At 70.0% G+C, this 17,220-nt stretch carries 17 protein-coding genes; 11 read left to right on the forward strand and 6 right to left on the reverse strand.

The features are described 5' to 3' along the window. The first annotated feature begins 19 nt into the window (after window positions 1-19). Window positions 20-1,423, forward strand: coding sequence for a threonine synthase (gene thrC, locus ACQ66R_RS16930; protein ID WP_430423861.1), 1,404 nt, complete (start codon window positions 20-22; stop codon window positions 1,421-1,423). Continuing rightward, on the forward strand, window positions 1,413-2,672 hold the full coding sequence (locus tag ACQ66R_RS16935) for a M16 family metallopeptidase (RefSeq protein ID WP_430423862.1): 1,260 nt from the start codon (window positions 1,413-1,415) through the stop codon (window positions 2,670-2,672). The genes thrC and ACQ66R_RS16935 overlap by 11 nt, the downstream gene beginning before the upstream one ends. Here ACQ66R_RS16935 and ACQ66R_RS16940 read toward each other — a convergent pair. Further along, on the reverse strand, window positions 2,669-4,702 hold the full coding sequence (locus ACQ66R_RS16940; RefSeq protein ID WP_430423863.1) for an ATP-binding protein: 2,034 nt from the start codon (window positions 4,700-4,702) through the stop codon (window positions 2,669-2,671). The genes ACQ66R_RS16935 and ACQ66R_RS16940 overlap by 4 nt on opposite strands. Window positions 4,703-4,886: 184 nt before the next feature. On the opposite strand from ACQ66R_RS16940, the gene ACQ66R_RS16945 reads away from it, so the two are divergent. Both ACQ66R_RS16945 and ACQ66R_RS16950 read left to right on the forward strand, forming a co-directional pair. Beyond that, window positions 4,887-5,498, forward strand: coding sequence for a GNAT family N-acetyltransferase (locus tag ACQ66R_RS16945; RefSeq protein ID WP_430423864.1), 612 nt, complete (start codon window positions 4,887-4,889; stop codon window positions 5,496-5,498). 40 nt (window positions 5,499-5,538) lie between these two features. After that, complete coding sequence (locus ACQ66R_RS16950; RefSeq protein ID WP_430423865.1) at window positions 5,539-7,197, forward strand: putative bifunctional diguanylate cyclase/phosphodiesterase; 1,659 nt, start codon at window positions 5,539-5,541, stop codon at window positions 7,195-7,197. A 110-nt stretch (window positions 7,198-7,307) separates the two neighbouring features. Here ACQ66R_RS16950 and ACQ66R_RS16955 read toward each other — a convergent pair whose 3' ends face one another. Then, window positions 7,308-7,868: a YqgE/AlgH family protein gene (locus ACQ66R_RS16955; RefSeq protein ID WP_430423866.1), complete on the reverse strand. Its 561-nt coding sequence runs from the start codon at window positions 7,866-7,868 to the stop codon at window positions 7,308-7,310. Between the two features lie 131 nt (window positions 7,869-7,999). On the opposite strand from ACQ66R_RS16955, the gene ACQ66R_RS16960 reads away from it, so the two are divergent. Both ACQ66R_RS16960 and ACQ66R_RS16965 read left to right on the forward strand, forming a co-directional pair. Then, window positions 8,000-8,482 (forward strand): peroxiredoxin, encoded by a 483-nt coding sequence (locus ACQ66R_RS16960; RefSeq protein ID WP_430423867.1) that lies wholly within the window; start codon window positions 8,000-8,002, stop codon window positions 8,480-8,482. After that, window positions 8,482-9,459, forward strand: coding sequence for a S8 family peptidase (locus tag ACQ66R_RS16965; RefSeq protein ID WP_430423868.1), 978 nt, complete (start codon window positions 8,482-8,484; stop codon window positions 9,457-9,459). The genes ACQ66R_RS16960 and ACQ66R_RS16965 overlap by 1 nt, the downstream gene beginning before the upstream one ends. Window positions 9,460-9,472: 13 nt before the next feature. On the opposite strand, the gene ACQ66R_RS16970 is transcribed toward ACQ66R_RS16965, so the two are convergent. Continuing rightward, window positions 9,473-9,799 (reverse strand): hypothetical protein, encoded by a 327-nt coding sequence (locus tag ACQ66R_RS16970; RefSeq protein ID WP_430423869.1) that lies wholly within the window; start codon window positions 9,797-9,799, stop codon window positions 9,473-9,475. A 191-nt stretch (window positions 9,800-9,990) separates the two neighbouring features. On the opposite strand from ACQ66R_RS16970, the gene ACQ66R_RS16975 reads away from it, so the two are divergent. Next, window positions 9,991-10,311 (forward strand): hypothetical protein, encoded by a 321-nt coding sequence (locus ACQ66R_RS16975; protein WP_430423870.1) that lies wholly within the window; start codon window positions 9,991-9,993, stop codon window positions 10,309-10,311. Here the strand turns inward: ACQ66R_RS16975 and ACQ66R_RS16980 are convergent, their stop codons facing one another. Further along, the gene (locus tag ACQ66R_RS16980; protein WP_430423871.1) at window positions 10,312-10,677 is read right to left on the reverse strand and encodes a DUF2200 domain-containing protein; all 366 of its coding nucleotides are present in this window, start codon (window positions 10,675-10,677) and stop codon (window positions 10,312-10,314) included. A gap of 32 nt (window positions 10,678-10,709) precedes the next feature. After that, the gene (locus ACQ66R_RS16985; protein ID WP_430423872.1) at window positions 10,710-11,321 is read right to left on the reverse strand and encodes a DNA-3-methyladenine glycosylase; all 612 of its coding nucleotides are present in this window, start codon (window positions 11,319-11,321) and stop codon (window positions 10,710-10,712) included. On the opposite strand from ACQ66R_RS16985, the gene ACQ66R_RS16990 reads away from it, so the two are divergent. Further along, entirely contained in the window at window positions 11,320-12,501 is a 1,182-nt protein-coding gene (locus tag ACQ66R_RS16990) for an amidohydrolase family protein (RefSeq protein ID WP_430423873.1), read from the forward strand. The two genes, ACQ66R_RS16985 and ACQ66R_RS16990, sit on opposite strands and share 2 nt — an antisense overlap. Window positions 12,502-12,516: 15 nt before the next feature. Here the strand turns inward: ACQ66R_RS16990 and ACQ66R_RS16995 are convergent, their stop codons facing one another. Further along, a complete protein-coding gene (locus ACQ66R_RS16995) occupies window positions 12,517-14,262 on the reverse strand; it encodes an acyl-CoA dehydrogenase (protein ID WP_430423874.1) in 1,746 nt (581 codons plus the stop codon). Between the two features lie 163 nt (window positions 14,263-14,425). Here ACQ66R_RS16995 and ACQ66R_RS17000 point away from each other — a divergent pair, with 163 nt between their 5' ends. The 3 genes from ACQ66R_RS17000 to ACQ66R_RS17010 are packed head-to-tail and all read left to right on the forward strand — an operon-like array spanning window position 14,426 to window position 17,198. Then, on the forward strand, window positions 14,426-15,028 hold the full coding sequence (locus ACQ66R_RS17000; protein WP_430423875.1) for a YceI family protein: 603 nt from the start codon (window positions 14,426-14,428) through the stop codon (window positions 15,026-15,028). Beyond that, window positions 15,025-16,287 carry a YceI family protein gene (locus ACQ66R_RS17005; RefSeq protein ID WP_430423876.1) on the forward strand — a complete coding sequence of 421 codons (1,263 nt, stop codon included), beginning with the start codon at window positions 15,025-15,027 and terminating at the stop codon, window positions 16,285-16,287. Before ACQ66R_RS17000 ends, ACQ66R_RS17005 begins: the two co-directional genes overlap by 4 nt. Then, window positions 16,215-17,198: an L-threonylcarbamoyladenylate synthase gene (locus tag ACQ66R_RS17010; RefSeq protein ID WP_430423877.1), complete on the forward strand. Its 984-nt coding sequence runs from the start codon at window positions 16,215-16,217 to the stop codon at window positions 17,196-17,198. Before ACQ66R_RS17005 ends, ACQ66R_RS17010 begins: the two co-directional genes overlap by 73 nt. Window positions 17,199-17,220 lie beyond the last annotated feature (22 nt).

Genomic DNA, 17,220 nt, shown 5'->3' on the forward strand with positions numbered 1-17,220 from the left:
TCAAGGGGCGGAAATCCTGATGCGCTATATCTCGACCCGTGGGCAGTCGCCGGCCGTCGGCTTCACAGACGCCGTTCTGGGCGGGCTCGCGCCCGACGGCGGCCTCTATGTGCCGCAGGATTGGCCGACCTTCACGAAGGCCGAGATCGCGGCGTTCGCGGGAAAGCCCTACGCCGAGGTGGCCGCCGCCGTGTTCGGCAAGTTCGCCGGGGACGAGATCGCGCCGGCCGACATGGCCCGCATGTGCGCAGAGGCCTACGCCAGTTTCCACCACAGGGCCGTTGTGCCGATGGTGCAGGTGGGCCCGCAAACCTTCATCGCCGAGCTGTTCCACGGCCCCAGCCTCGCCTTCAAGGACGTGGCGATGCAGATCCTGGCCAAGCTGTACGACCACCTGCTGGGCCGGCAGAACCGCAAGCAGACGATCTTGTGCGCCACGTCGGGCGACACCGGCGGCGCGGCCGTCGAGGCGTTCCGCGGGGCCACGAATGTCCGCGTGGTGGTGATGTTCCCCGAAGGCCGGATCAGCCAGGTGCAGCGCCGGTTCATGACCACCGCGACCGAGGACAACATCGCCTGCCTGTCGGTGGCCGGCACGTTCGACGACTGCCAGGCCATCCTGAAGGACGCCTTCCAGGACAAGTCGCTGAAGCAGGCGGTCGACCTCACCGGCGTCAACTCGATCAACTTCGCCCGCATCGTGGCCCAGGCGGTCTACTACTTCACCACCGCCGTCGCCCTGGGCGCGCCGGACCGCGCCGTGAACTTCGTGGTGCCGTCGGGCAACTTCGGCGACGCCTTCGCGGGCTATGTGGCGATGCGCATGGGCCTGCCGATCCAGCAGATCGTGGTGGCCACCAACTCCAACGACATCCTGGCGCGCGCGCTCACGACCGGCCGCTACGCCGGCGGGGCCGTGCACGCCACCCTGTCGCCCGCCATGGACATCCAGTCGGCCTCCAACTTCGAGCGGCTCTACTTCGAGGCCGGGGGCCGCGACGCCGCCGATACAGGCCAGGCCTTCGAAACCTTCAAGACCGCCGGCGCCATCGACATCCCGACCGCGGCGCTGGCCGCCATGCAGCAGACCTTCACCGGCGTCGCCGTCGGCGAGGACGAGACGGTGGCGACCATCGTCTCCACCCTGGACGAGACTGGCGAGCTGATCGATCCGCATACGGCGGTGGCGATAGCGGGCCTCAAGCACGTCGCCCTGGACGGCCCCACTGTGGTGCTTTCGACCGCGCATGCCGCCAAGTTCCCCGAGGACGTGGAGAAGGCGACCGGCGTTGAGCCGGCGCTGCCTCGCGGGGTGGCCAGCCTGGCGGATCGGCCCGAGCGGTTCCAGCGAATCGCGGGCGATGCCGCGGCCATCAAGGACTACGTGCGCAGCTTCGCGGAGGCGGCCCGGGTTGACGCCTAGAGTACATACGCTGGCCAACGGCGTGCGGGTGGTGTGCGATCCGCTCCCGGGCTGGCAGACGGTGGCGCTCTCGGTCGTGGCCGGGCGTGGCGCCCGGTTCGAAGACGCCGCGCGGTCGGGCTGGTCGCATCTCCTCGAACACATGGTCTTCAAGGGCGCCGGCGGGCGCTCGGCCCGCGACATCGTCGAGGTCATCGAGGCCGAGGGCGGCCACATCAATGCGGCCACCGGCTATGAGCGCACCAGCTTCCAGGTCCGCGCGTTGAAGGACGGGCTGGATCTGGGCTCGCGTGTGCTGTCCGACCTGGTCCTGCGGCCGACCATGGACGCCCAGGACCTCGCCCGTGAGAAGCAGGTGGTGGGGCAGGAGATCGCCGAGGCGGCGGACACGCCCGACGACCTGGTGTTCGAACTGGCGCAGGAGGCGGCCTTCGACGGCCAGCCCCTGGGCCGCCCGATCCTGGGCACCCCCCGTTCGATCAAGGGCGCGACGCCCGAGACCCTGGGCGACTGGCGCGCGGCGCTCTATGCGCCCGAGAGCCTGATCGTCAGCGCCGCCGGCGCGGTGGACGAGGACGAGCTGATCAGGCTGGCCGAGCGCGACTTCGGCGAGGCCGCCGGCGCGGGCGTGGCCGACGCCCCGGCCGCCGCCTTCGTGGGCGGAACCCGTACGGTCGCCAAGCGCCTGGAGCAGGCCAACATCGTGCTGCTGCTGCCGGCGGTGGGCGTGATGGATCCAGACTATTTCGCGTTGCGCCTGCTGGCCGAGATGCTGGGCGGGGGCATGGCCTCACGGCTGTTCCAGGAAGCGCGCGAGAAGCGCGGCCTGGCCTACGCCATCGACGCCTACTCGGAGACCTACGCCGACATCGGCGCGCTGGGGGTCTTCGCCGGCTGCGACGCCAAGGACGCGGCGGAACTGGCCCAGGTGACGGCCGGCGAACTCCAGGCGCTGACGAAGCCTGTGGGCGAAGCCGAGCTCTCCCGCGCCAAGGCCCAGCTCAAGGGTTCGATGTTCATGGGCCGCGAGTCGGCGCTCGCTCGCGCCGAACAGGCCGCCGGCCAGGTGCTGCTGTTCGGCAAGACCCTGGACTCGGAGGCCGTCGCGGCCGAGGTCGACACCGTCACCGCCGATCAGATCGCGCGCCTGATGGCGCGTATCCTGGGTGAGCGAAAGGCGGCCGTCGCCATTCTGGGCCCCAAGCCTGCGCTGGCCGCGGCCGACACGTTCCAGACGCTGTTCGCTTAAGCCGCCGCTTCCTCGTCTTCAGCATCGTCAAGTACGGCCTGCAACGCGGCAAACAGTTCCCCGACGCGGATGGGCTTGGCGATCAAACCGTCCATGCCCGCCTGGGCATACTCCTCGACCTGATGCGCCATGGCGTTGGCGGTGAGTGCTATGATCGGCGTGCGCGCCCGACCGCTCTGGGTTTCGGCTGCGCGGATAGCGCGGGTTGCGTCCGGACCGTCCATCACCGGCATCTGAACGTCCATAAGGATCACATCCCATTCTGCGGCGCGCCAGGCGGCGACGGCGGCGGCGCCATCGTCGACGATCTCCGGCTCGACGCCGGTTTGCTGCAGGAGGGTGCGCAAGACCGTCTGATTGACGCTGTTATCCTCGGCCGCCAGCACCCGTAGCGGCCGCTGCGGCGCGATCGGGGGCGGGGCTGGGATTGCAGGCGCCGCAGGCTCGTCGCTGATGCGTCTCAGGGGCAGGCGCAGGGTGAACTCGCTGCCTTCGCCGAGCTGACTCTCCACGGAGATCGCGCCCCCCATCAGCGTCGCCAGCTCGCGGCTGATAGCCAGGCCCAGGCCCGTCCCACCGAACTTCCGGGTGGTCGATACGTCGGCCTGTTCGAACTTGTTGAAAAGGCGCGCCAGCCGATCGGTCGGTATACCGATCCCGGTGTCGCGCACCGCGCAGACCAGAGTCTCGCCATCCCGCTGTACGATCAGCCGAACCTCGCCCACCTGGGTGAACTTCAGAGCGTTGGAGACCAGGTTGAAGAGGATCTGCCGCAGCCGCGTGGAGTCGCCGCGATAGACGCCCGCCGCGGCCGGGCAAACGTCGAGCACCAGCCGCAGGCCCTTGCGCGCGGCCAGATCGGAGTATGTGGCGCGCACGCCGTCCAGGAGTGGACGCAGCGGGAAGTCGGTGACCTCGAGCTCCAGTTTGCCGGCCTCGATCTTCGACAGGTCGAGCAGGTCGTTGAGGATCACCAGCAGCGTCTCGCCGGACTGGCGGATGGTCTCGAGGCGGGTGCGCTGGGGATCAGACAGTTCGTCGACGGCCATGGCCTGGGCCATGCCCAGGACGCCATTCAGTGGCGTGCGGATCTCGTGGCTCATGGTGGCCAGGAACACGCTCTTGGCCCGGTTGGCGGCCTCGGCCTCTTCCTTGGCCGCGAGCAGCGCGGCCTCGGCCGCTTTGCGCGCGGTAATGTTCTGCATCGCGCCGACCAACTGGGTCGGCTGGCCCTTGTCGTTGCGCACTAGGCGCGAGGTGCAGGCTGCCCACACCTCCTTCCCGTCGCGGCGGTTCACCCGATACTCGGGCTTGTAGGGGGTGTCGGACAGCAGGGCCTCTTCCCAGGCCTTCGAGATTTCCTCGCGATGGTCGGGGTGGATGGTGATCGAGGTATCGGCGGCGATCTCGGCGTCCGAGATCGAGCCGTCGAAGAAGGTCGCGCTGGCCCCGGCCGTGGTCATCTCCCGCGTCCGGAAGTCGAGCTCCCAGACATGAACCTCGGCAATCTCGAGGGCCAGGTTCAGCCGGGCCTCCGAGCGCTCACTGGCGGCCAGGCTCTCCATGACGTCGGTGATCTCGACCGACACCGAGACCAGACCGCCGATCTCGCCGCGGGAATCGCGCCAGGGGCTGATCTCGGTGCGGAGCCAGACGTCGTCGCCCTCGGCCTGGCGGGCCCGAACCCGCGGCGCGGTGAAGGTCTCGTCGTTGACCAGGCAACGCTCGGCGATAGGCCGGTAGGGGCCGAAGTAGAGCGGGTCGATCTCGAAGAGGTCGCGACCGAGAAAGTCTTCATTGCCCATGCGGAGCCCGCCGACGGACGATTTGCTGGCGGCCAGCACCCGCATCTGGCGGTCGACCATGATGATCCGCAGCGGCAGCCGACCGATCAGTGTGGCCAGCGCCGCCTGGTTCGGATCGATCCCGGGCTTGCGCAGGGCGAGCCCGCCGCGTCGGGCAAGGACGCCAGCGCGCTGTCGATCCCGCAGGCGCGAGAGCCGACCATGATGCCCGACAGGTCCACGCACGTTGGACGTTCCTTCCGTAGTCCGAAGAACATGGATCGCACGGTGTTAAGGCCACGTTTGACGCCTGTGCGTCCAGGTGCGGCAAAGCGTCCGCCCAGTCTGGGATCGGCCGCCGGCGGCGCGGGTCGGGGGCCCCTGGCGCCGCGGGCTTGACGCGACGGCGATTTGCGCGACCCTCCGTCGCATGGCCCTGCTGGACTGGATCGCGCCCGAGAGCGGCCTTCGCATCGAAGGCGAGGGTGTGCGCCTGCGGCCGCCGCGGGCCACGGACTATGCCGAGTGGCGCGATTTGCGGGCCGCCAGCCGGGGGTTTCTGCAGCCCTGGGAGCCGACGTGGCCCACGGATGACCTCTCCCGGGCCGCCTTCCGGCGCCGCCTTCTGGCCTATGCTCGCGACCGCGAAGCCGGGGTGGCGTACCCGTTTTTCGTCTTCCGCGCCTCGGACGACGCCCTCACCGGGGGCATCACGCTGTCGAACGTGCGGCGTGGCGTCGCCCAGATGGGGTCGGTCGGCTACTGGTGCGGCAAGACGTACACGCGCCAGGGCCTGACCCTGGCCGCGGTGCGGGCGCTGTGCGAGTTCGCGTTCCGCACCTTGGCCCTCCACAGGCTGGAAGCCGCCTGCATTCCCGACAACGCGCCGTCCCGGACTCTGCTCGGAATGGCGGGGTTCAAGGAGGAGGGATTTGCCCAGGCTTATCTTAAAATTAACGGCGCATGGCGAGACCATGTCCTGTTCGGACGCCTGACCCCCTATCGGGGCCACGAGGGTCCGGACGAGGGGGTGTCGGTCTGATCTGACCGGCGCCGTGGCGCGGGCTTCGTTTCGGGACGGCATGGCGAACGATCGCTGGATGTGGGACGCCACGGCCACGCTCGAGGCCTTGGGAGCGGCGGAAGTCGCGCTCTGGGTCTGGGAGCCGGAGAAGGACCGTCTGCGCCTCACCGGCGCCACCCGCGCGCTCGGCCTGGGCCCGCTCGCCCCCGACTGCTCGTCCGCTGCATTGCGGGCTCTGGCCCTGCCCCAGGACCGCGCCGTCGCCGAGGATATCCTGCGGGTGCAGGAGCCCGGCGAGGAAGTCGCCGTGCGGCTGCGCCTGCGCGGCGGCGAGCCCTGCATCTGGCGTGGCGTCTGGCTGGAGGAGGGCGTGCGCGCGGCCGGCGTGGTCGCCGCCGAAGTGCGCTTCGCCGCTTCGGGCCTGGATCACCTGACGGGTCTGGCCGACCGCAAGAGCTTCATCGCCCTGGCTCGCGAGCGCCTGCAGGCGCCGGGTCATCACGAGCTGATCGTCGCCGACCTGGATCGCCTGCGCCGCCTGAACGAGGCGCTGGGCCACGAACGCGCCGACCTGGTGCTGGCTGCGCTGGGCTCGCGCCTGGCCGCGGCCTTCCCCCCCGGCGCTCTGCTCGCCCGGATCGGCGAGGACGAGTTCGCCGCCCTGGCGCCCGTGGGCGCCTCGCCGGGCGCCGAGACGCTGCGCCGCGCCCTCGAGCAGCCGTTGAGGGTCGCGGGCTTCGATATCCATCCCACCCTGTCGATCGGGGCCGTGGAAGCCCAGGGCGGCATCGACGCGCCGGAGGCGGCCGAGCTGCTGCGCCGCGCCGAGCTGGCGGTGGAATCGGCCAAGAGCAATGGCCGCGGCGGCGCCGCCGCCTACGGCCGCAGCCTGGAAACCGACGGCCTGTCGCGCCTGGCCCTCGAGGGCGACCTCAAGGGCGCGCTGCGCCGCGGCGAACTGATGCCGTTCTACCAGCCCATCGTGCGGCTCTCGACGGGCGCGCTGTCGGGCTTCGAGGCCCTGGTCCGCTGGCGCCACCCGCGCCGCGGTCTGCTGATGCCCGAGCAGTTCCTGCCGCTCTGCGAAGAGATGGGGCTGATGCCGGAACTGGGCGCCATGATGATGCGCGAGGCGTCCAGCCAGCTGTCGACCTGGCGCAAGCGGCACCGCGCCGCCGGCGAGCTGACCGTCGCCGTGAATCTGTCGACCGGCGAGATCGACCGGCCCGACCTGGTCTCTGACGTCGTCTCGATCCGCCAGGCCACCGACCTTCCGCCCGGCGCGCTGAAGCTGGAGGTCACTGAGAGCGACGTCATGCGCGATCCCGACCGGGCCGCCGTGGTGCTTCGCAACCTGCGCGCCGCCGGCGCGGCCCTGGCGCTGGACGACTTCGGCACCGGCTTCTCCTCGCTCAGCTACCTGACGCGGCTGCCCTTCGACACGCTGAAGATCGACCGCTACTTCGTCCGCACCATGGCCACCAACGAAGGCTCGGCGAAGATCGTCAGCTCGGTCGTGAAGCTGGGCCAGGATCTGTCGCTGGAAGTGGTGGCCGAGGGCGTGGAGAACGCCGGCATGGCGCGGCAGTTGCTGTCAGTGGGCTGCGACTACGGCCAGGGCTTCGGCTATGCGCCGGCCCTGTCGGCCCAGGAGGCCGAGGTCTATCTCAATGAGAGCTACGTCGACGGCGCCGCGCCGGTGAAGGCCCGCGGCTAGAGCGCGTTGGGCGAAAGTGGAGGCCGGTTTCGCCCCCGAAGCGCGCTCTAAATCAAAGAGATCGAGCCTGTTCATCCGGCTCAGATGACTCCATCTCAACCGGACAGGTTCTAAGCCCGCCCGCCCTCCGAACTCAGGAACTTGGGGTCGATGCGCAGCTTGGCGAGGGCGCGGGTCCACTTGGTGTCGTAGTCGTCGTCGAAGACCAGGGCCTCGTCGGCTTCGACGGTGAGCCACACGTTCTCGCGGATCTCGCGCTCCAGCTGGCCGGCGCCCCAGCCGGCGTAGCCCAGGGCCAGGATCGCCCGGCGCGGATGGTCCGGCCCGGCCATGGCCTGCAGCACGTCGCGGGTGGTGGTGAGCGCCAGGCCGCCCTCGACGGCGACGCTGTGTTCGGCGTGATAGTCGTCCGTATGCAGCACGAAGCCGCGATCGACATCGACCGGGCCGCCGATCAGCACCAGGTCCGCCTCGACGTCGCCGTCGATCTCGATCTCCAGCCGCTCCAGCAAGTCGGGGACGGTCACGCCCTCCAGCGGCCGGTTCACGGCGATGCCCATCGCGTGGTCGGCGTCATGGGCGCAGAGCAGGATCAGCGAGCGCTCGAACCGGGGATCGCCGATCCCCGGCATGGCGATAAGCAACTGGCCCGAGAGGAACGCGCTTTCCATCCTGATGTGAAGATTCTGCGGGAACGTGGCGACTTCAAGGGGCGCACGCTCGTCTCTCTTGAAATCGAGGTTACCTCGGCCGGGGTTCTTGCTTATCTGCACGCCTGCAACCCTTCGAAGGAGAGACCCCCATGGCGATCAAAGTGGGCGACAAGCTGCCGAACGTGACCCTCACCCAGGCGACGGCCGAGGGGCCGAAGCCGGTCCAGACCGAGGACTTCTTCAAGGGCCGGACGGTCGCCCTGTTCGCCGTGCCGGGCGCCTTCACCCCGACCTGCTCAGCCAAGCACCTCCCGGGCTTCAAGCAGCACGCCCCCGACCTGAAGGGCAAGGGCGTCGACGAGATCGCCTGCCTGTCGGTGAACGACGCCTTCGTGATGCGGGCCTGGGGCGAGGATCAGGCGGTGGGGGACGACATCATCATGCTGGGCGACGGCAACGGCGCCTTCACCGAAGCGGTCGGCCTGGAAATGGACGGCTCGAAGTTCGGGCTGGGCAAGCGCTCGCAGCGCTACTCGATGATCGTCAAGGACGGCGTCGTCACCGAGCTCAACGTCGAGCAGGGCGGCGAGTTCAAGGTCTCGTCGGCCGACTACATGCTGGCGCAGCTCTGATGTTGCAGGCGGGGCTCAGCCTGATCGCGGTCCTGGCGGCTCTGCTGCCAGGGTTTGCCGCCGAGACGCGCGGGCCCCGCACCAACTCCGACGAATACCGCAAGAGCTGGGGCCTCGAGGCGATCGGGGCCCGGGCGGCCTACGACGCCGGCCTGACCGGCAAGGGCGTGACAGTGGCGATCCTCGATTGCGGCGTCGCCACCGCCCAGACCGAAGTGCTGCGCAACGTCTCCCGGCACTCGACCGATGTGGTGCCGGGCCGCAAGGCGCCTGTCACCGACCCGCACGGAGCCTACACCGCCGCGCCCCTGGCCGCGGCGCTGAACGGGCGGGGCATGGTGGGGGTGGCCTACAACGCCACCCTTCTGGCCGTTCGGGCCGACGTGGAGGGCGGCCTGAACGGCAAGTGCGCCTTCCGGCCCAGCGATCTCGCCCGCGGCCTCGACTACGCCGCCGAGCAAAAAGCCCGGGTGGTGGTGCTGCCGCTCCAGCACGGCAAGCCGCTGGGGGCGGCGTTCGAAGCCTCGCTCCAGCGGTTGGTGGATGGCGGCGCGGTGGTCGTGATCGCTGCGGGAAACCGGAGCGGCCCCGACCCAAGCTGGCCGGCCATGTACGCGATCGATCCGCGCTATTCGGGCTCGATCCTGGTGGCGGGGGCCACCGGCTACTACGGATCGATCGCCAGTTGGTCCAACCGGGCCGGGCAGGTGAAGGCCTGGTACGTCGCCGCGCCCGGCGAGTGGGTGCTGACCGATTGCGCGGCCAAGTGCCAGCTGGTGTCGGGGACGTCGTTCTCGACCTCTTACGTCGCCGGCGGCCTGGCGCTGATGATGGAGGCCTGGCCGCAGATGGCGGGCCGCGACATCGCCGCGCGGCTGCTCGCGTCGGCCCGCGACGCGGGCGACGCGGGCGTCGACGACGTCTACGGGCGCGGCATGCTGGACCTGGGCGGCGCCTTCGGCCAGGCGGCCGAGTAAGCGCCGGGCGGCGTCAGAAGTACTCGCAGTCGCCCATGGGCGGGGGCGGGGCGTCCACGGCGGCCATGCTGAGGGCGGCGCCCATGCGCTCGGCCACCTCGGCCAGCGTGATGGCGGGCAGCGCCTTGCCAATCTCCAGCAGCGACTCGCCGCAGTCGACCCGACGCAGGAACGTGTCGAGAGCTTCCAACTGCTGATTCAGACGGTCTACGACGTGCAGTTCTCCCAGGAGCGTTCCGCGCTGCTCGGAGCTGGCGCCTTCCAGCACACTCACCATGGCGCCGTCGAGGCGCGCGCAGGCTTCCCGGGCGACCGCAAGCTCGGCGGTCAGGGCGGACATGACGTCTTCGGTCGGTACGACGAGGTGTTCGGCGAGGTTCACTGTGGATATCCGGCGGAGTGGTGAGAGCACCATGCACGGGTTCGCCTTGCTCGCTGGTTAAAGCCGGCGAACGGCGTTGCGCGTGTGGCGAAAGCGGACGCGGGGTGGCCTGTTGCGGCGCGCCGGGCTAACTCCCCCGCATGGCGCGCATGAAACAAAGCCCGGAGTTCGACATCGACGTCGACGGCGAGTCCTTTGTCTGGAAGCTGCAGCGTCAGCCGGCGTGGTCCAGCGATGCCGCCGGCTGGCGGGGCATGGCGATCGCGGTGCGCCACAAGGAGGGGCAGCGCGAGGTGGTCATCGAGTTCCCCCCCGGGCCCCAGCGCCGCTTCGGCGCGCCGCTGTTGCATGCCTCGCAGATTGCGCCGGCTCTGGTGGCGAAGGCCATCGCATCGGCCATGGCCGCGGGATGGGAGCCGCACTCGCGGGGCAAGACGGTCACCATCGTCGTGGACGCGACCGGCGGCTGACTAGCCGGGCTGACGCAGGATCTTGGCCATCGCCTTGCCCTTGGCCAGTTCGTCGATGAGTTTGTCCAGGTAGCGGATCTCGCGCATCAGCGGCTCGGCGACCTCTTCCACCCGCACCCCGCAGACCACGCCCTTGATCTCGGCGCGCGCCGGATTGAGGGCGGGGGCCTTCGCGAAGAAGGTCTCGAAGTCGGTGCGCACGGCGATCTGGGCCTCGAGCCCGGCGGGGCTGTAGCCCGTGAGCCAGAGGATGACCTCGTCGACCTCGGCCCTCGTGCGACCCTTTTTCTCCGCCTTGGCGACGTAGAGCGGATACACGCTGGCGAAGCTGGTCGTGTAGATGCGGTGCTTGGTGGCCAGGGTCATCCACGCACCATGGTTTGCCGACCCCGAAACGTCTAGCGGGGGAACGGCCGGCTCACGAACTTCGAGCCGGCCTCTCCGAACCGCCAGGGCGTTTCGGCGGCCTTGGTGATACCGATGCGGGGGCCTGCGATGAGCCCTCGCGACTGGCCCTCCCGCAATTCGAACGGCGCACGGTCGAGCGGCAGCCCGTCATGCGCGCGGGTGACGGCCATCGCCTGACAGAGCTTGCCGGGGCCCGAGCAGAGGGCTTTCGGATCGGCGAGGTTGCGGCGCTCGCGCATTTCTTCCAGCCCATGGAGCGGCTCGATGGCCCGGATCAGGACGGCGCTGCCGGGGGCCTCCCCGCAGACGACGTTCAGGCACCAGTGGATCCCATAGCTCCGATAGACGTAGGCATGCGCCGGCGGGCCGAACATCACGGCGTTCCGGGGCGTCTGGCCGCTGAAGCTGTGCGAGGCAGGGTCCTCGTGGTGGTAGGCCTCGGTCTCGACGATGCGACCGCCGACGCCGCTCACATAGACCTCCCAGCCGATCAGATCGGCGGCCACCTGCGCGGGATGGCGGGCCCAGAATCCTTGACGTGCGGAATTTGAAGGTCCGGAATGACGGCCAACGAGAGAAGACATCCGGGGAGATTGCGCCATGGCTTATGTCGAAGGCCAGACCGTCCACGACGCCGACAGCCACATCATGGAACTGCCGGGCACGATCAACCGCTACCTGGATCCCAAGTTCCGCGACGATTTCGTGGCCAAGACCGGCCGCAAGGACGTGCTGCCCGAGTGGTTCGCCAAGGCGGCCGAGACCTCGCGCGACCCCGAGTTCCTGGCCGGCGCCGAGGCCAACATCCTGCTGCGCAAGAACTATGAGGCCCTGGGCGCCTTCAACGCCGACCAGCGGCCCAAGACCCTGGATTATCTGGGCTTCACCAGCCAGCTGGTGTTCACCACCGCCTGTCTTTCGAACTTCGGGCTGGAGCAGATGGGCGAGGTGGAGCTGGCCGCCGAGGCCGCCCGCGGCCACAACCGCATGATGGCCGAGTTCTGCAGCGTCGATCGCCGCCTGCTGGGGACCGGCTACGTGCCGCTGATCGATCGGAAGCGGGCGCCGGAAATCGCCAAAGAGGCGCTGGCCCTGGGCTGCAAGGCGCTGGTGATTCCCTCGCGCCACCCGCCCGGCTTCTCGCCCAGCCACCGCGAGCTGGACCCGCTGTGGGCGCTGGCCCAGGAGGCGGGCGTGCCGATCCTCTTCCACGTCGGCGGGGAGGAGAAGATGCACAAGGACTACCTGGAGAACGGGCTGCCCTTCGTGAAGGACTTCCACGGCGGCGACGAGAACTTCACCTCGCTCACCTTCATGGCGATCCCGCTCAGCGTCTGGCAGACGCTGTCGGCCCTGGTGATCGACGGGGTGTTCGACCGCTTCCCGCGCCTCAAGTGGGGCGCGATCGAGCTGGGCGCCTCGTGGCTGCCCAGCCTGATGAAGTTCCTGGACTCGGGCTGCGCGGCGTTCGGCAAGGAGGAGCGGCTGCAGAAGCTGTCGGACACGCCGTCCAACATCCTGCGCCGGCAGCTGCGGGTGACGCCCTATCCGCACGAGGACGTCCGCTGGATCATGGAGAACTCGGGCCAGGAAATGGTGCTGTTCTCGTCGGACTTCCCGCACATCGAGGGCGGCCGCAATCCGCTGAAGCGGTTCAACGACAGCCTGGCGGGCGTGAGCGAGGTCGGGAAGCGAGCCTTCTATCGCGACAACTTCATCGATCTGATGGGCAAGGGTCTGGACTCGTCGCTGCACGATCTGCCGTCGCTGGCGGCAGCGTAGGAGGCCGCTGGGCGGCTATCCCGCCAGCGCGGCCGCGTGGGTCTCGGCCAGATCCGGCCCGCTCTCGGTGATGGCGTCGGCCAGGCCGGGGGCGGCGGTGAGCACCTGGCTGGCATAAAGCCGCGCCAGGGCACCCTTGCTCTTCAGCCATGGGTCGTCCGAGCCCGCCGCGGCCAGGGCCTGACGGCCAAGGATCCAGCCGCCGCAGACGTCGCCGGCCAGCTTCAGGAATGGGGTGGCGGCGGCCAGCGCCGAAATGTTGTCGGCGGCGACCAGCCAGTTTGTGGCACGTTCCAGGGCGGCGATCCCGGCGCCGAGGCGGCGGCCGACGCCGTCCAACCCGGGCGTCTGAGTCAGGGTCTCGGCGGTGAGGGCCATTTCTCCGCACAGCGCGCGCAGAGTCTCGCCGCCATTCAGGCGCACCTTGCGGCCGACCAGGTCCATGGCCTGAATCCCGTTGGTGCCTTCGTAGATCGGGGCGATACGGGCGTCGCGGTAGTGCTGGGCCGCGCCGGTCTCCTCGATGAAGCCCATGCCGCCGTGCACCTGGACGCCGGCGGAAGCGACCTCGACGCCGATGTCGGTGGACCAGGCCTTGGCGATGGGCGTCAGCAACTCCTGGCGCGCGCGGGCGGCGGCGCGCTCCTGGTCGCTGCCGGCGTGTTCGGCCAGATCGGACAGGACGCCGACGGTCAGGCAGACGCCGCGGGCGGCCTCGATCTTGGCCTTCGACAGCATCAGGGTGCGTCGCACGTCGGGATGGCCGTAGATCATCCCCTGGGCGTCGTCGAAGGCGGGGCGGCCCTGCTTGCGGTCCTGGGAGAAGGTCAGGGCCTGCTGGAAGGCGCGTTCGGCGATGGCGACGCCCTGGACGCCCACCTGCAGGCGCGCGGCGTTCATCATCACGAACATGTGGGCCAGGCCCTGTCCCAGTTCGCCGACCAGCTCGGCCTTGGCGTCCTCATAGGCCATGATGCAGGTGGGCGAGCCGTGGATGCCCAGCTTGTGCTCGATCGAGACGGGCCGGAAGTCGTTGCGGGGGCCCAGGGCGCCGTCGTCCTTCACCTCGAACTTGGTGGTCAGGAACAGGCTGATGCCCTTCACCCCGGGCGGCGCGTCGGGCGTGCGGGCGATGACCAGGTGGCAGATGTTGTCGGCGGCGTCGTGGTCGCCCCAGGTGATGAAGATCTTCTGGCCGGTCAGCAGCCAGCCGCCGTTTCCGTCAGGCCGCGCCATGGAGGTGAGCGCCGCGAGGTCGGTGCCGGCGTGGGGCTCGGTCAGGCACATGGCGCCCGTCCACTCGCCCGACACCAGCTTGGGCAGCACCAGACGCTTCTGGCGCTCGGTTCCGTGCTGGGCCAGCGCCTCGATGGCGGCCTGGGTCAGCATGGGGCAGAGGCCGAAGGCCATGTTCGCGGCGTGCACCATCTCGAAGACCGAAAGCTCCATGGCCTTCGACAGGCCCTGGCCGCCGTAGGCCGGGCTGGCGCTCAGCGAGTTCCAGCCCTGCTCGACGAAGTGCTTGTAGGCTTCGGCGAAGCCGGGCGCCGCACTGACCTTGCCGTTCTCGTAGCGGGCGCCCTGCTGGTCCCCCTGGCGGTTCAGAGGGGCCAGCTCACCGTCGGCGAAGGCGGCGGCGGCCTCGAGGACGGCCTGGACGGTATCGTCGTCCAGGTCGGGAAAGGCCCGCTCCAGAAGCTGCGGATGACCCACGGTCTTCAGCGCGAAGGCGAGGTCGCGGACGGGGGCGCGGAAGGTCATGACACGGGTCTCCGAAAGCTCGAGCGCCTTCTAGCCGGGCAGCCCGCCGAGGGAAGCTGAAAAATCCCACCGCCGCCCACGTCCGAGGCGCTGATCGGCGGCATTAACACGCGCGCCGTCCGCCGCGGCGCGTATGATGCCCGCAATCGCAGAGAGCCGACCGATGCTTCGACGCCTTGTCCTCGCCTTCACCCTCGCCCTGCTGGCCGGGGGCGCGGCGGCCGCCGACCCCACCACCCGCGATCCCGCCAAGGCGCCCGCCGGCGAGTACGTCCTGGACCCGCGCCACGCCAGCCTGGTGATCAGGGTGCCGCATATGGGCGGGTTCTCGCGCTACACCATGCGCTTCAACCGCCTGTCGGGCAGCTTCAGCTATGACCCGGCCAGCTGGCAGGCGACCAAGGTGACGATCTCGGTGGACCCAAAGTCGATCGACACCGAAGACAACATCTTCAACCGCACGGTCGCGGGCTACTTCGAACCCGACAAGTATCCGGTGATCCTGTTCAACTCGACCGACCTCATCGCCGACGCAGACGGCAAGGGCCAGCTGACAGGGGATCTGACGTTCCATGGGGTGACCAAGCCGGTGACCCTGGACGTGGCGTTCAACGGCGTCGGGCCGGGTCTGCTCGGCGCTGGCACCCGGATGGGCTTTTCCGGGCAGGGCAAGATCAAGCGGTCCGAGTTCGGGGTCACCCAGGCGCGGCCGTTCGCCGGCGACGTGGTGGACCTGGAGTTCGAAGTCGAGTTCGTGAAGAAATGAGCCAGCCGTCTCCGGCGCGCTACTCTGGCGTCGCCATCGCATTGCACTGGACCATCGCCGCGCTGATCGCGCTGCAGGTCGTCCTGGCCGGGCGGATGGAGGACCGGACGCCCGAGGCGTTCGCGGTCACCCAGTTCCACAAGTCCATCGGGATCACGATCCTACTGCTCAGCCTGGCGCGGCTGGCGTGGCGGCTGATGCATCGCCCGCCTCCCGAACCCGCAGGTCTGGCGCGCTGGGAGCGGACGGCGTCGCACGTGGTGCACTGGGCGTTCTACGCGGTGATGATCCTGATGCCGGTCACCGGCTGGATCATGGTCTCGGCAAGCCGCATCGAAGTGCCGACGCTGCTCTTCGGCGCGATTCCGTGGCCGCACCTGCCGGGCCTGTCGGACCTGGCGCCGGCGGCCAAGGAGACCTGGCGCGAGGGCGCGGAGGTGGCGCACGAGGCGATCATGAAGGGCGCCTACGGGCTGGCCGCCCTGCACGTGGCCGGGGCGCTGAAGCACCATTTCGTGGACCGTGACGCGCCGGTGTTGCCGCGGATGGCCCCGGGCGCCGTGACTGGGCGGTGGTGGGAGCCCCGTCTGCTGGCGGTGGTGTTGGGGCTGGTGGCCGTCTTCGCGTTCGGCCGCCTGTATGATCCGCCACGGCGGGCGCAGGCCCCGCTGCCGCCTCCCGTGGCGGCGATCGAGACGCCTGAGCCGGTGGCGCAGGTCGCGTCGTCTCCGCCGGTGGCCGCGGCGGCGACGGTCAAGCCAAGTCCGCGATGGGCCGTGCGGGGCGGCTCGACGCTGGGCTTCGCGACGGCCTGGGGCGGCGAGCCGATCCAGGGGCGGTTCGAGCGCTGGACCGCGGACATCGTGTTCGACCCTGACGATCTGGCGGCCGCCAAGGTTACGGTGGGCATCGACATGGCTTCGGCGCGCACCGGCGACGACCAGCGCGACGCCAGCCTTCCGTCGTCCGACTGGTTCGACACGGCCAGCCATCCCAAGGCCACGTTCACCGCCACCCGCTTCGAGAAGACGGGCGAGGGACGCTATTTGGCGCGGGGCAAGCTCAGTCTGCGCGGCGTGTCGAAACCGCTGTCGCTGCCGTTCCGCCTGACGATCGACGGCGACAGGGCGACGGTGGCCGGTGTAACCAGCCTCGACCGGACCGCGTTCGGCGTTGGACAGGGCGAGTGGACGAGCAGCGATCAGATTCCGGCGAAGGTGAGCGTGCGCATCGACCTGAAGGCGGCTCGCGCGCCCTAGGGGCGGATGTCGCCCACGCCGCGCGGGCGATCCGCTACGGCGGCCTGGTGCTGATGCCCACCGAGACCGTGTACGGGCTGGCGGCGGATGCGGGGAATGCGCTCGCCGTGGCGGCGGTCTATGAGGCCAAGGGCCGGCCCAGCTTCAACCCCTTGATCGCCCATGTAGCCGACGTGGCGATGGCGCGGCGGATCGCGCGGTTCGACGACCGGGCTGAGGCGCTGGCGCGGGCCTTCTGGCCCGGGCCGCTGACGCTGGTGCTGCCGGTGGCGGATGAGCAGGCGGTCTGCGACCTAGCGCGGGCCGGGCTGGACACGGTGGCGGTGCGCGCGCCGGGGCACCCGCTGGCGCAGGCGCTGATCGAGGCCGTCGGCGGGCCGGTCGTGGCGCCGTCGGCGAACCGCTCGGGCCGGCCCAGTCCCACGACCTACGCGGACGCCGTCGAGGAGACCGGCTCTGCCACGGCGGCGGCGCTGGATGGCGGGGCCTGCCGGATCGGGCTGGAGTCGACGGTGGTGGCCCTACTGGACCAGCCGCGGCTGCTGCGCCCGGGGGCGGTGACGCGCGCGCAGATCGAGGCGGTGATCGGGACGCTTGCCGAGGCCGAGGCCGACGCCAAGCGCTCTCCGGGCCGCCTGACCCGCCACTACGCGCCCAACGCGCCGGTGCGGCTGGACGCATCCGAGCCCGCCGACGGCGAGGCCTGGTTGTCGTTCGGTCCCTCAGGGACGGGGCCGTTCAACCTCAGCCCCCGTGGCGACCTGGCCGAGGCCGCCGCCAACCTGTTCGCCTACCTGCGTGCGGCGGATCGGACAGCGCCGAGCGGCATCGCGATCGCCCCCATCCCCGACGAAGGCCTTGGCGAGGCGATCAACGACCGCCTGAAGCGCGCAGCGGGGTTTGTCGGCTGAGCGGCGAGGGCTAGATTGACCC

The organism is Phenylobacterium sp. (assembly GCF_965284355.1).
GTDB lineage: Bacteria > Pseudomonadota > Alphaproteobacteria > Caulobacterales > Caulobacteraceae > Phenylobacterium.